Source organism: Bacillus sp. UNC322MFChir4.1 (assembly GCF_000746135.1).
Taxonomy (GTDB): Bacteria; Bacillota; Bacilli; order Bacillales; family Bacillaceae_G; genus Bacillus_A.
This window is the reverse complement of record NZ_KN050812.1, coordinates 213,148-226,635: the sequence shown is the minus strand read 5'-3', so window position 1 is coordinate 226,635 and position 13,488 is coordinate 213,148. Positions and strand designations below refer to the sequence as shown.

General features: G+C 34.9%; 13 protein-coding genes. 10 read left to right on the top strand and 3 right to left on the bottom strand.

The window, feature by feature from the left end; genetic code table 11:
* Positions 1 to 220: 220 nt before the first annotated feature.
* The 3 genes from BR72_RS22990 to BR72_RS22980 all read left to right on the top strand — a co-directional run bounded on the left by BR72_RS22990 (position 221) and on the right by BR72_RS22980 (position 2,079).
* Positions 221 to 982, top strand: a complete 762-nt coding sequence (locus tag BR72_RS22990; protein ID WP_035437537.1) for a class I SAM-dependent methyltransferase — start codon at positions 221 to 223, stop codon at positions 980 to 982.
* 29 nt (positions 983 to 1,011) lie between these two features.
* Positions 1,012 to 1,539 (top strand): DUF6886 family protein, encoded by a 528-nt coding sequence (locus tag BR72_RS22985; protein WP_035437534.1) that lies wholly within the window; start codon positions 1,012 to 1,014, stop codon positions 1,537 to 1,539.
* Positions 1,540 to 1,875: 336 nt separating this feature from the next.
* On the top strand, positions 1,876 to 2,079 hold the full coding sequence (locus BR72_RS22980; protein WP_141771586.1) for a hypothetical protein: 204 nt from the start codon (positions 1,876 to 1,878) through the stop codon (positions 2,077 to 2,079).
* A 227-nt stretch (positions 2,080 to 2,306) separates the two neighbouring features.
* Here BR72_RS22980 and BR72_RS22975 read toward each other — a convergent pair whose 3' ends face one another.
* Complete coding sequence (locus BR72_RS22975) at positions 2,307 to 3,050, bottom strand: GntR family transcriptional regulator (protein ID WP_035437532.1); 744 nt, start codon at positions 3,048 to 3,050, stop codon at positions 2,307 to 2,309.
* Between the two features lie 144 nt (positions 3,051 to 3,194).
* Between BR72_RS22975 and BR72_RS22970 the strand changes: the two genes are divergently transcribed.
* Positions 3,195 to 3,779: a Crp/Fnr family transcriptional regulator gene (locus BR72_RS22970; protein ID WP_035437531.1), complete on the top strand. Its 585-nt coding sequence runs from the start codon at positions 3,195 to 3,197 to the stop codon at positions 3,777 to 3,779.
* A gap of 4 nt (positions 3,780 to 3,783) precedes the next feature.
* Here BR72_RS22970 and BR72_RS22965 read toward each other — a convergent pair whose 3' ends face one another.
* The gene (locus BR72_RS22965) at positions 3,784 to 4,506 is read right to left on the bottom strand and encodes a DUF4386 domain-containing protein (RefSeq protein WP_035437530.1); all 723 of its coding nucleotides are present in this window, start codon (positions 4,504 to 4,506) and stop codon (positions 3,784 to 3,786) included.
* A gap of 1,259 nt (positions 4,507 to 5,765) precedes the next feature.
* Between BR72_RS22965 and mraY the strand changes: the two genes are divergently transcribed.
* Both mraY and BR72_RS22955 read left to right on the top strand, forming a co-directional pair.
* Positions 5,766 to 6,719: a phospho-N-acetylmuramoyl-pentapeptide-transferase gene (gene mraY / locus BR72_RS22960; protein ID WP_051957401.1), complete on the top strand. Its 954-nt coding sequence runs from the start codon at positions 5,766 to 5,768 to the stop codon at positions 6,717 to 6,719.
* Positions 6,720 to 6,979: 260 nt separating this feature from the next.
* A complete protein-coding gene (locus BR72_RS22955; protein WP_035437528.1) occupies positions 6,980 to 7,858 on the top strand; it encodes a radical SAM/SPASM domain-containing protein in 879 nt (292 codons plus the stop codon).
* 83 nt (positions 7,859 to 7,941) lie between these two features.
* Here BR72_RS22955 and rluF read toward each other — a convergent pair whose 3' ends face one another.
* Positions 7,942 to 8,658, bottom strand: a complete 717-nt coding sequence (gene rluF, locus BR72_RS22950; protein WP_197059965.1) for a 23S rRNA pseudouridine(2604) synthase RluF — start codon at positions 8,656 to 8,658, stop codon at positions 7,942 to 7,944.
* A 212-nt stretch (positions 8,659 to 8,870) separates the two neighbouring features.
* Between rluF and BR72_RS22945 the strand changes: the two genes are divergently transcribed.
* The 4 genes from BR72_RS22945 to BR72_RS22930 all read left to right on the top strand — a co-directional run bounded on the left by BR72_RS22945 (position 8,871) and on the right by BR72_RS22930 (position 13,370).
* Positions 8,871 to 9,191, top strand: coding sequence for a DUF4180 domain-containing protein (locus BR72_RS22945; protein ID WP_197059967.1), 321 nt, complete (start codon positions 8,871 to 8,873; stop codon positions 9,189 to 9,191).
* A 40-nt stretch (positions 9,192 to 9,231) separates the two neighbouring features.
* Entirely contained in the window at positions 9,232 to 10,677 is a 1,446-nt protein-coding gene (locus BR72_RS22940) for a DEAD/DEAH box helicase (protein ID WP_035437524.1), read from the top strand.
* Between the two features lie 346 nt (positions 10,678 to 11,023).
* Positions 11,024 to 12,649 carry an ATP-binding protein gene (locus BR72_RS22935; protein ID WP_035437523.1) on the top strand — a complete coding sequence of 542 codons (1,626 nt, stop codon included), beginning with the start codon at positions 11,024 to 11,026 and terminating at the stop codon, positions 12,647 to 12,649.
* Positions 12,642 to 13,370 (top strand): response regulator, encoded by a 729-nt coding sequence (locus BR72_RS22930; RefSeq protein ID WP_035437521.1) that lies wholly within the window; start codon positions 12,642 to 12,644, stop codon positions 13,368 to 13,370. The genes BR72_RS22935 and BR72_RS22930 overlap by 8 nt, the downstream gene beginning before the upstream one ends.
* The last annotated feature ends 118 nt before the right edge of the window (positions 13,371 to 13,488 follow it).

Here is a 13,488-nt window from a genome sequence, read left to right as displayed (position 1 = left end):
TACAGTGTAAGTAAAGGTTTATAAAATATTATAGGAATTAAAAAAGCCAGACATCCAATTCAGGATATCTGGCTTGATTTCGTATTAAAAAAGACATGACACTATCTACATGATATAAAAAACTGAATTATAAGTCTATATCTTTTTTTGAAAAAATGAAAAAATAAGAGTGTGCACAAGAAACGTAACGTTACGACCAATATAGAAAAGAGGGCGTACGATGAGAAGAACAATGACGACTGATGAAGCAATTAAGCGTTGGAACAAACATGCTGAACATTTTACAGCAAACTATGATGAGCATGGCGGTATTCATAGAGAGGTATTGTTAAATCCTGCACTTTTTTCATTAATAGAAGATGTGAAGGGAAAAAAACTTTTAGATGCTGGATGCGGAGAGGGTTATTTAAGTAGAATCCTTGCCAAACAAGGAGCCACTGTGACAGCTGTTGATTATGCGGAAAAGATGATTGAAATTGCTAAACAAAGAACGAAAAGCGATGAAGCAATCGAATATAAACAAGGGAATTGTGAGAAACTCGATTTTCTAGCAGATGCACAGTACGATATGATCGTTTCAAATATGGTTATTCAAGACTTAGAAAATTATGAAGCAGCATTAGGTGAGATGTACAGGCTCTTAAAGCAAGGTGGTACATTTATTTTCTCCATTCTTCACCCTTGTTTTATCACGCCAAATAGTGGATGGATGGGGCGTGAACAAGTCGATCAACAATATTGGAAGGTTCAGCGTTATTTTTATGAAGGGGTATATGATCAAAGGTTTCCGATAGATTCTGATGAAAAGATTGTATTTTATCATCGGACATTGACGAGCTATTTTAAAGCGATTCACCGAGTTGGGTTTACTTTAGTAGATGTTATCGAACCGATGCCTTCTGTAGAAATGCTAAAAAAGTATCCGCAATTTGAAGAGGATTTACACTGTGCGGACTTCATTATATTTAAATTAAGAAAATAAGCAGTCATATATGATAAGGAGGGAAATGTGTGCGGATATTTCATGTCAGTGAAGAGAGTGATATTCAAGTGTTTCAGCCCCGATTACCGAATCGACCGGATTTAGATCCAATGAAAGGGCTCGTATGGGCAATAGAGGAACGGTGCTTACCTAATTTTTTAACACCGAGAAATTGCCCGCGTGTTTGCTATTATATCGGTCCAAATACATCTGAAGTTGATATGCAAGCATATTTATCATCAAAGTCATGTTCGCATGTTGTCGTTATTGAAAACAAATGGTTTGAAACGATGAAAAATACGAAATTATACTTGTATGAATTTGATAGAAAGCAATTCACACTGCAAGACGAGAATGCTGGCTATTATGTAAGTGAAACAGTGCAAATTCCAATTGCCAAGTGGGAAGTAGTTGATATATTTCAAGAACAGTTCACACGTAATGTTGAATTGCGCCTAGTAAATAACTTGTGGGATATTTGGGATGAAATTCAAAACACAACATTTCATTGGTCAATGTGTAGAATGCAGTTTGCGCAGCCGAGGTTTGAGGGATAAGTTGTGATCTGATAAGGGAACCTCTTTTGAATAATCTTTTCAAAAGGGGTTTTCTTGTTTTGATGTAATAGGAGAGTTTGAGAAGGATTTTTATAAAGTGAAACTTCCGTCAGTGGGGGGGTCTTCATCCCTCACTGACGGTTAGTTGAACCAATCGGGCTTTTACGGGCAGTAAGACCCCACCTATCTTCTTTGCTTCTCTCTAAATCTTGAGGTGGGGGTCTTACTGCCCACGAATAGCGGGATAAATCTGAAATAGAGTTGTACCGTTTTAAAAAAAGGGATTTGCAAATGTTAACAGAAAAGAATATTGAGAAAGAAAAATGGAGGGTATATATGACGAATTACTTATTGCCGAATTTTATTATTAAAGAACGTAGTAAGGTATCGGAATATTTTATTAAATTAAACATGTATGATTTTCACCGTTCTTACATACCGATGTGGCTAGAAAAACATAAATTGAATCAAGAATTTGATTTGGATAGTCTATGGAAAGTTAGAGAAGAATGTATCCAAGAGTTGTCAGCAACATCATAAGAATTTTAGCTTCCTTATGTAATTAACAGGATGTCTTATTTATATAAACATCATGGAAATTAGTTGTTTTTTATAAAAAGTAAATTTGTGATTATGTATGTAGAGCAAGTTTTGATCAATCTGCTTTCTCCTTTTGTTTGAAACATTACATGTGGCAGAAAAGAGGCCCTGACCGCTTCTATGTACGGCCAGATCCTCTCGCCCTCCTAAAAAAGGGGTTTCTCTCATTACTTCGATGTTTTAATCTTAATCTGACTAAACTCTTTCGGTATATAATATTTGTTATAAACAACAGGATACTTATCGCTAATATAGACACTTTCTAAAATTAAATCACATTCCTCACCGTGGAACAGCTGATATTTTAATGACGACGGTGTATTGACAGAAGTAGACCGCTTAATTTCAATGGTAGAGGAATTAGCGAGTTCATATATTTTCTCCTCCAACAGTTCTAATAATTGGTTCTCGTTTTGTAAGTCAAGGTTTAACTTTGAAACTGCTTCGATTGGCATCATCGTAAAAGCAAAAGCTACGATTTTATCGTTACTTTTATACCAGCGTTCCAATGCAACCACTGCAGTCATTTCTTGATTTAATACTTGCATCGCATAGTCTGTGACTAAATCAATTCGAAAAATAAGTTCGATATCATCTATTTTTTCTGTATAGCATTTATATAAAGGGTTCCCTAACTTTTCCAAGCCATCCATACTTTCATTATGATGAAAGTATGTAATGAAATTTCCTTTTCCATGGATATTTTTCACCAATCCATCTTCTTGCAACAGTGCTAAAGCATGTCGTAATGTCATTCTGCTTACACCAAATATTTTCGCTAATTCGGGTTCTGTTGGAAGTTTGCTGTTTGGAGGAAATGTTCCATCCATGATTAATGTATACAACTGGTCATATACAGTGACAAATAACGGCTTTTTTTGTTTGCTGAGTTCTTTAAGTTTATTGTTCATGTTTTTATACCCCTATAGCTTTTTCAAATTCATAACTATCAATTGCGAATTCTTTGTTCTATTGTAACTTACTTTTTGCTGGAAATTAATGCGCTTTCAAAAATTCATTATTTCGATTGAATCAATCGGTGAAAGGGAAGTTATATGGAAAAAATATTATTGAAGTATTTAAGTAAATTTACAACGTTTAACGAAAAAGAGCAACAGCAAATTGTTAAAGACATACTGATTGAAGAATATAAAAAAGGAACAATGCTCCTTAGACAAGGGGATGTTCCTATAAAATGTTACTTCGTATTACAGGGCTGCGTTCGGCAGTATTCAATAGATGAAACTGGGAGGGAAGTCACATCTAATTTTTACACAGAAGAACAGGCGATTGCGAATTTTAATCATCATAAACAAGATAAGGCATCGTCGTATTCTTTAGTTTGTATAGAAGACTGCATATTGGTCGTTGGTGATCTTGCTGCCGAACAGGACATGTATAACAAATATACACAATTGGAAACAATGACCCGCAAGATGATTGAGGAAAAACTAGGTGACATGCAAGATGAATTGGCTTCATTTATCGCCTCTACACCTGAAGAACGCTACAAGTCACTATTACGGAAACGACCTCATTTAGTCAATCGTGTCCCTCAACATCAGTTGGCGAGCTATCTTGGGATTACTCCAGAGTCGTTAAGTAGAATTAAGAAGCGCATTTATAAAGAGAATTGTTAGGAAATTATCGTCCATTTTGCGAGGTTTTTCCGCCTTTCAATAAGAGCCATATGCCAAAGCCAAGTTCTCCGGCAATCATCGGTATACTAAACAAAATTTGAAGTATGGAAATGAACTTGTCATTCTCTGGAGAAAACGTGTTGCAAAAGTGAATGACAATATAACCTACTGAGGCAAGAAGCAATAAGATGCTAATGACTTTTGGTATGCTGGCTGATTTAACAGTTAAGTAGCCGACAATCATAAGGTGTCCACCAAAAATGATTAAGCCAATCGACCAAATCGATTCAAATGCTTCTAAAAATAGCATAATATGTGCTTGAAGTTGATCAATTTTAAAGAATGATAGATAAGTTGTATTTTTCGTGAGAAGCAGTACAAATAGTAAATTGAGTATGGCAATTCCTAATACCGTCGCATAAATAAGACGGAGCCATGCCGCGAGCAATGAAAAGTTTTTATGAATGGGCTTTAAGAAGATATAGAAAGCCCAGGCGACCACAATATCCGTTATTAGGATGATGAACCAGCCAAAGATTTCCGCCTTGAAAAGAAGAAGTGCCGCCATGATATTGTGATAGGTTGCACTATCGTCCCCTTTTACAACGAGGTTTGCATGGGCAAATCCAGAGGAAAAAAATGCAACAACTGCCATGATGATAAGAGATATGCCAGCAGTCAGAGCAACTTTTCGCTGATTGGATTGCTCTTCTATTGAAACGGTCATAAAGTAACCTCCTAATTATATGTTTGGTTTTATCCCGCATTAACGGGCAGTAATACTCCCACCTCAAAATTCGGCGAAAGCAAAGAAGTTAGGTGGGAGATAAACTGCCCGTAAAAGCCCGATTGGTTCAACTAATAATCAGTGGGGGATGAAGAAAACCCCCACTGATTAAAGTTTCACTTTATTTTAAGGGGGAAGGTTATGTGCGGGCATTGACTTAAGTCAAGAGCAGGAATTCTTTTTTCTAAAAAAGCGAGTTTCCTACTCATACAAATGAGCTCCATAGGATTACGGCCCCTACCCTTGTTCTTTGCGGTGATAAGAAAAACGTCGGACCGGAGGAGAAAGCGGGGACTATTATATTTAACCATATTCCAAAAGCTACTCTCGGTGTATTTAAAAATGCTTTTGATCCCTTAACGACGATGAGACGGGATATCTTTAACGAAATGGTACTGGATTTTCTTGGAGATCGGCCGTTGCAATCTTATGAAACTGTGACGTATACAAGTAAGTAACTTAAAAGAGGTAAAGTGAAATCTTTATTTTATTGTAACTACTCAGTCCTTCTATGAAAAAAAGGCAGAAAAGCCCTTTTTTTCATAGAGGGACTGGCAATGTATGGCTGAGTAGTTACATTTTATTTCTTATAGCAGCTTCCAAACAAAATATAGTAACAACAGTTTCCTCAAATATGCATATTTTCGTTTATGAGAGATTATGCTGTAATAGTGATAGAACAATAGTTAATCCTGTTTTAAGATTTAGAGATAACCTGATCCCTGAACAGGAAAAACGGCTGGCTCGTCATCAGTAGGGAGTAAAATAGTAAAAAAGATGGTAAAGGCAAGATAGATTTTATAGTCTCTTATGAAAAATAATTTAATTCTTCTTAAGTCACCCTAAGTTACATATAAATACTTTATTGTAAATTACCATGCTTGTATGGTAATTTTTATTATATAAATTTATGTTTGGAGGTAAATATGGAACGTTTCTCAATTTATATTTTTTGAAATTTGTACTTCTGTGAGGTTAAGTTGCATACATAGAACTGTATTAGTGTTATTCACTATGAAATTTGTGAGATTTCTAAAATATTTACTAGATTTAGAAGGTGAATTTGTCCAAGTATACTTAAATAAATGGAATTACATTCGCCTCTCTTTAGCTAAAATGGATGCAAAGAAATCTTTAATGAAAAATTCTTAACTTAAAAATTTTGAATATACCAAAAACGAGAAACGGGTGAATAAATTATGTTAGTGGATCTTAAACTACTTATACTGTCATTTGTTTTAGTCGTTATTGCTACACCATTTATTCTCTTTATATTGAAAAAAATCAACTTTACCCAACCTATTCGAAAAGAGTTACCTTCTGACCATCAGAAGAAAAAAGGAACTCCTCTAATGCTGGGGATTGTTTTTTACATTGGAGTAATTATTTGTCTATATTATAACCATTCGCCTTTAATGATACTTTTATGTTCTACATTTATACTATTTGGATTTATCGGATTTCTTGATGATTTTTGGAAGGCTTATAATCAAGATCCTGGTGGGGTATCTAGCAAAACTAAATTAATTTTACAGTTCGCGTTTACTAGTTACATTCTTTATACTTTAATAATGAACTTTGACTTTGAGTTCAAGATTTCTCTTACTCAAGATAATACTTTATATTTACCTAGCTTTGTATACATCATTCTTATTACTTTATTTATTGTAGGTACGGCCAATGCAATAAACTTCACTGATGGAATGGATGGACTTCTAGCTAATGTTTCTATACCTTCATTTTTATTTTTTTTCTTAATAAGCGAGCATCAAGAAATAAGGATTTTTTCATTAGTGATGATTGGATGTCTAATAGGATTCTTAATTTATAACTTGTACCCTGCAAAAGGGTTTATGGGTGATACAGGTTCTCTTGCAATTGGTGGAATTTTAACCTTCTTTTCTGTTATTGAACACGTAGAGATTTTAGTACCATTATTATTTATTATTTATTTTGCAGAGCAATTCTCAGTAATTATGCAAGTGTATTATTTCAAAACAACCGGATCTAGAATATTTAAAATGACTCCTATACACTTTCATTTCGCATTAAAATATGGTTGGCGCGAAAATCAAATTGTAAGTATATTTGGTTTAGTTTCTTGGATAACTATGCTGATTTGTTTTGTTTATTATAAATTATTTTTGATTTGATTAATAAATTAAAAATAATTTCTCCCTCTTACTACAATTGAATTTCGGGAGCACGACAGAGGAGGTGTCAAAGATACCTTCTCTGTTTAATATGCGACAAGGAAATTACTTTAAGATATCCTTCCATTCTTCCAAACAAAAAAATAGAAACAATAGTTTCCTCAAATAAGCATGTTCCCATTTATGAAAAATTATGCTGTAATAGTGATAGAACAATAGTTAACCCAGTTCTAAGTAGTCAAAGAAGTGAGGAATTGAGATTGGGAAAGTTTAAGAAGTTTTATTTAGAGATTACGAGTGTATGTAACCTCGCATGCAGCTTTTGTCCGCCAACAGAACGACAGAAGCAATTTCTTTCTGTGGAGGATTTTGCAAAGCGATTAGATCAAATTAAACCTCACACAGACTATATTTATTTACATGTAAAAGGTGAGCCGCTGCTTCACCCTAAAATAGGTCAATTGTTAGATATCAGTCATGAAAAAGGGTTTAAAGTTAACATTACAACGAACGGAACATTAATTAATAAAAAGAGAGACAAATTATTAAATAAACCTTCGCTCAGACAGATGAATTTTTCACTTCATAGCTTTGATGGCCATGAAGGTTCTACAGATAAGGAAGGATACGTGCGAAGTATACTTTCTTTCATTAAAGAAGCAACGAGTCAATCAGACTTGATTGTTTCGCTCAGACTGTGGAACTTAACGCAAGACAATAAGACGAACGTTGAAATAAAGCGAAACAGAGAGTTGTTAGCAATCATTGAGAAAGAATTCGATTTACCATACAAAATTGAAGAGAAGATCACACCAGGAAGTGGCATAAAAATTGCGGAACGCATTTTTATCAATCAAGATTACGAGTTTCAGTGGCCGGCGCTGCATGAAGAAGAAGACGATGGAAAGGGCTTCTGTTATGGCCTTCGCAATCAAGCAGGTATTTTGGCGAACGGAACGGTGATCCCTTGTTGTTTAGATGGTGAAGGTATTATTAACCTTGGAAACATTAACGATGCCCCGTTTTCTGACATTATCGAAGGGGAACGAGCAACAAACTTAGTAGATGGTTTTTCACGAAGAGAGGCAGTAGAGGAACTATGTAGAAAATGCGGATATCGTAAGAGATTTGGAAAATAGATAGAAAAACGAGTGCCACGCAAAACGTGTACAGTAAAAAAAGATGGACCAAAACAGTTTCTTACTGTTTTGGTCCATCTTTTTTACCATTCCTTTGGCTCATAGTTCAAGTCTTGGAATAATCGATTGCGCTCTTTTTTAGATAAGTCTCTCCATTGTCCAACGGGTAGATTACCTAAATGAATATTCATAATTCGAGTTCGCTGTAGTCTATAAACATCGTATCCAAGCGCTTCACACATGCGACGAATTTGACGATTTAGTCCTTGTGTTAAAGTGATTTGAAAAACATATTTAGAAAGTTGTTCCATCTTACAAGGCAGCGTTTTCGTACCTAAAATTTTTACACCTTCAGACATCCGTTTTAAAAATTCAGGAGTAATCGGCTTGTCTACTGTAACAATGTATTCTTTCTCATGCTTATTTTCAGCACGTAAAATTTCATTGACTATATCACCGTCGTTCGTAAGGAGTATTAAGCCATCTGAATCTTTATCTAGTCGCCCAATATTAAAAATTCTTAATGGGTGATTGACTAAATCAACAATATTACCCTTAACATTTTTTTCTGTTGTACTCGTAATACCAACGGGTTTATTTAAGGCAATATAAACATAATTACTTGCCATTCGTATTTGGTTACCGTTTACACGAACATCATCCCCGGGCTCGACTTGGCTGCCTATTTTCGCAACCTTTCCATTTATCGTGACTCTTCCTTCATTGACTAATTTATCTGCACCACGTCTAGATGCTTTTCCGGCTTCACTAATGAACTTATTAATACGCATGTTAAACACAACCTTAAGTAGAGAGTTAATAGTATTAGAATATTGGTTTCACATAAGATTTTCAAGGGCTTATTAAAATCTTATGTAGATTAGTGTCGGTGGTAGCATAAATGACGTGGACTTTTTATCAAAAAATTGGCAAGAAAACTCCATCTTCAAAACGTTTTGGGCATAGCACAGTTTAAGGTGGAGATGAATTGCCATCGCATTTGTAAAAATATATTGAATGTGTTTCTGTTGAGAGACAACTTTGTTCAGAAAAAGATGTGTTAGATTTTGTAGGCATATGTGTTGAAAATGACGTATACTTATTAATACTCTACGTTGATGCATTTTCGGAAGACTTCTTCAATCTGAAAACAGGTCTTGCAGGAATGATGTTGCAAAAATTCATAAACTATCATATAAGAGTTGCTGTTATTTTAGAACATTTAAGAATATTGCAGATGCTGAAACTTGGATTTCGAGTTTATGATACCAAGGAGAAATTAAAACGCCATAGAAAAAATGGAAGTATGCATATGGTATTCATACAATGGTGAAAAATAAATAAAAGAATATATAACAAAATGAGGTTAGTATATGAGTCCACAAAGTTTTAACAATTACGCATTGAGTAAGGAAATTATAAGAGCACTTGCTAGCTTACAATATGAAAAGCCAACAGAAGTGCAAGAGAAAGTCATCCCAATTGCATTAGAAAAGAAAGATCTTGTTGTAAAATCACAAACAGGAAGCGGTAAGACAGCTTCTTTTGGGATTCCGCTTTGTGAAATGGTTGAGTGGGAAGAAAATAAGCCGCAGGCGTTAATCCTTACACCAACAAGGGAACTTGCTGCGCAGGTAAAAGAAGATATTACGAATATAGGCAGATTTAAGCGTATTAAAGCAACTGCGGTTTACGGGAAATCTCCATTTGCGCGTCAAAAATTAGAACTAAAGCAAAAGACACATATTGTTGTCGGCACTCCTGGACGTGTATTAGATCATATTGAAAAAGGGACTTTCTCGTTAGAGTGTTTGAAGTATTTGGTGATTGATGAGGCAGATGAAATGTTAAATATGGGCTTTATCGATCAAGTAGAAGCGATTATTGACGAACTACCTACGAACCGAATGACGATGCTATTTTCTGCGACATTACCAGCAGATGTTGAAAATTTGTCTCGTACATATATGGAATCACCAATCAACATCGAGATTAAAGCATCTGGTATTACGACAGATAAAATTGAACATAGCCTTTTAGAAGTGAGGGAAGAAGAGAAGTTCTCTCTTCTGAAAGATATAACAACTATTGAAAATCCAGATAGTTGCATTATTTTCTGCCGTACGCAAGAAAATGTAGATGATGTATTTAGACAGCTAAAACGTTCTGGCTATCCTTGTGATAAAATTCATGGTGGTATGGTGCAAGAAGATCGGTTTGCAGTAATGAATGACTTTAAAAAAGGGAAATTCCGTTATTTAGTAGCGACAGATGTAGCAGCACGAGGAATTGATATTGAGAATATTACGCACGTCATCAACTACGATATTCCATTAGAAAAAGAAAGTTACGTACACCGTACAGGAAGAACAGGACGTGCTGGTAATAGCGGAAAAGCAATTACATTTGTAACTCCGTATGAAGAGAGATTTCTAGCAGAAATCGAAGAGTATATCGGTTTTGAAATTTTAAAAATAGATGCACCTTTAAAAGAAGAAGTTACAAAAAGAAAGGCGGCATTTGAAGAAAAAATAAATGCTAAGCCAATTATTAAAAAAGATAAAAGTGCTAGTCTAAATAAGGGAATCATGAAGCTTTACTTTAATGGTGGGAAGAAAAAGAAAATCCGAGTAGTGGATTTTGTTGGTACAATTGCCAAAATTCCAGGTGTTACAGCGGATGATATAGGAATTATTACGATACAGGATAATGTTTCTTATGTTGATATATTAAACGGAAAAGGACCACTTGTTTTAAAAGTAATGAAAAACACAACGATAAAGGGGAAGCAGTTAAAGGTTCATGAGGCAATTAAATAAAAGGTAAACTATACCCCGAATCATGGACACTTAAAAAAAGCTCCATGATTCGGGGTTTTTGTGTATTTTTATACTTTTCGGTATGACTCAGCTCAGCGAATCGACTACTTGTATGTTGAACATCGTCGAAGGATCTTTATATCGTGTCGAATCGCCGATATATTGCAAAGAACGGTCGATAACGGAAAACGTACTAATCTTAGTATGTTTTTTCAACACACAATTGAAGGCAATGCACTTCATTTTCGATTGGTAAATATATACTTGTGACGTATTTTTGAAGAAGTAGAAGCGGAGATAGAAAATTGTTAAAATAGCAATAAACTAATATAGAAGGATTTTAGATATGATGCGAAATAAATGGTTATCTAAATTATCATTAAAAACAATGACGACATTATTGGTGTTACTATCAGTCATCGTTTCGTTAATAGCAAGTGCGACTCTGTTACATTTTTATGTATTGGATCGAGAAAAAGATGTTGTAAATGAAAAATTGAAAAATACTGCTAGAGTGGTTGCAAAAGATCCTCGTGTCATAAATGGAGTCGCGAATGATTCGTCTAGTGCGGCTATAGAGCAGTATACGCTGGAAGTGATGGAATCAACCGGTGTTAGCTTCGTTGTCGTGCTTAATAATGAGCTCATTCGAAAATCACATCCAGATAAAAGCGTCATAGGAAAACCTTTTTCGGATATTGAGGATGCCAAACAGTCATTAAATGGTTCTGAGCACTTTTCTAAGCAAGTTGGTGTATTAGGAGAGGGAACACGTTTCTTTACGCCGATTTGGAATGAAAAAGGTCAGCAAGTTGGAATTGTTTGTGTAGGTTTTGTACAGAAAACAATAAATAAAGAGTTATGGAATGCACAGAAAAATCTATACTTTGGCTTAGGGGTTGGGCTTTTTGTAGGAATATTGGGTGCGTTATATTTAGCGAAGCAATTAAAGAAAATATTATTAGGATTCGAACCTACGCAGATCGTAGCGAATATAAAGGAACGCGATACGATTATAGATTCTGTAGGTGAAGGAATCATTGCGGTGACTCCAGATCGAAAAATCCTTTTACAAAATTTAAATTTTACAGAACTCATAAAGAAGGCTAAGTTTATCGGGAACAATATGAAAGAAGGATACCTTGATAAAGATATCTTTTCAACATTTTTTGGAGAAGTATTTACAACAGGAGAGTCAATTTCCGATCATGTAATTGTCGTGAATCAGTTTGAGTTCATCGTTAATATTCAGATTATTCATATAGATAAAAAGGTTTATGGAGCGGTTGCAACGTTACGTGATCAATCAGAAATGCAGCAACTTATTCGAGAGCTTAGTGGAACAGAACAATATATTGACGCCTTGCGTGCGCAAAATCATAAATTTATGAACCAATTGCATACGATTTTAGGATTGATTGAATTAGAAAAATATCAAGACGTCAATCACTTTATTCGTGTGTTAAATGCCGATTATCACCGAGAGATCGGGTTTGTAGCTGATAAAATTAAAAGTCCAGCAGTTGCAGGGTTTTTAATTGGAAAAACGAGTGAGTTAAAGGAACAAGGTGTAACGTTAATAATAGATGCAGACTCTTATTTTCCAAGTATGAAAATGGGTGAGATGCTTCATGATTTGTTATTGTCAATGGGGATTTTACTAGATAATGCTAAGGAGGCTATGTCGTTAACGTTGATAAAACAAGCGACGATCTTTCTGCACTATGATGATGAGGAGGAAGTGATTCTAATTGAAGTGAAGGATACAGGAGTAGGCATAGATGAAGCGCTAATGGAACGAATATTTGAGAGAGGATTTTCAACAAAAGGCGGGGCCAGAGGCTACGGATTGGATGCTGTTCAATCAATTGTCAAACAATATGATGGGCTTGTTGAAGTACAATCAGAAGTAGGGAACGGAAGTGTTTTTCGAATGGAAGTACCTTATAAACGGAGGAACATAGATGATTAAAGTTATCATAGTTGAGGATGACCCTATGGTTGCAATGATCAATCGGCAATTTATTGAGCGGTTTGAAGGTTTTCGAATTATCGCTTCTGTCGGCAATATTGGAGAGCTATGGGATGTAATTAATAAGAATGTACCTGATTTAATCTTACTTGATGTTTATTTACCAGGAGAAACGGGAATTGATTTTTTACAAACGGTACGTCAAAAACAGTTTTCCATACCAATTATTATGATTACAGCAGCTCATGATATACCTACCATTAAGAAATCACTAGAGTATGGGGTAATTGATTTCTTAATTAAACCCTTTTCATATGAAAGGTTTGAACTGGCAATAGAAAACTTTCTTCAATATCATTCACTAACTACTAAGTTAGAAGAAACCGATCAAGATACGTTAGATCAGTTATTAATAAAAGAGAGAGTCCCTTCTCTTGTAAATCCTGCTTGTAAGGAATTGCGTTCAAAAATTCCTAAAGGATTATCTAAGCTAACGTTAAAAAAGATTCTTCATGTGCTAGTGAAACAAGAGGGGCATTTTTCAACAGAGGATATTGCGAAAGAAGTTAATTTATCACGTATTTCAACAAAGAAGTATTTGCTGTTTTTAAATGAGATAGGTTATTTAAGTGAAGAATTAAAGTATTTAGCAGTTGGACGACCAATTATGGTATTTCATGTTGTTCCTGAGAAAGAGCATTTGATCATGGCTTTTAAATAAGTAGCATTGTTGACAGATATAAAACCCCTTTCTTTTTATGGGAGGAATGAGAGGATCTGACCGTGCATAGGAGCGGTCAGATCCTTTTTTCTGCCACATGCGAAGTAAAACAGATAGA

What these genes read in the sequence shown, in the direction of transcription:
- BR72_RS22990 (WP_035437537.1), top strand. Translation starts at nt 221, where the DNA reads ATGAGAAGAACAATGACGACTGATGAAGCAATTAAGCGTTGGAACAAA.
- BR72_RS22980 (WP_141771586.1), top strand. Translation starts at nt 1,876, where the DNA reads ATGACGAATTACTTATTGCCGAATTTTATTATTAAAGAACGTAGTAAG.
- BR72_RS22975 (WP_035437532.1), bottom strand. Translation starts at nt 3,050, where the DNA reads ATGAACAATAAACTTAAAGAACTCAGCAAACAAAAAAAGCCGTTATTT.
- BR72_RS22970 (WP_035437531.1), top strand. Translation starts at nt 3,195, where the DNA reads ATGGAAAAAATATTATTGAAGTATTTAAGTAAATTTACAACGTTTAAC.
- BR72_RS22965 (WP_035437530.1), bottom strand. Translation starts at nt 4,506, where the DNA reads ATGACCGTTTCAATAGAAGAGCAATCCAATCAGCGAAAAGTTGCTCTG.
- mraY (WP_051957401.1), top strand. Translation starts at nt 5,766, where the DNA reads ATGTTAGTGGATCTTAAACTACTTATACTGTCATTTGTTTTAGTCGTT.
- BR72_RS22940 (WP_035437524.1), top strand. Translation starts at nt 9,232, where the DNA reads ATGAGTCCACAAAGTTTTAACAATTACGCATTGAGTAAGGAAATTATA.
- BR72_RS22935 (WP_035437523.1), top strand. Translation starts at nt 11,024, where the DNA reads ATGATGCGAAATAAATGGTTATCTAAATTATCATTAAAAACAATGACG.
- BR72_RS22930 (WP_035437521.1), top strand. Translation starts at nt 12,642, where the DNA reads ATGATTAAAGTTATCATAGTTGAGGATGACCCTATGGTTGCAATGATC.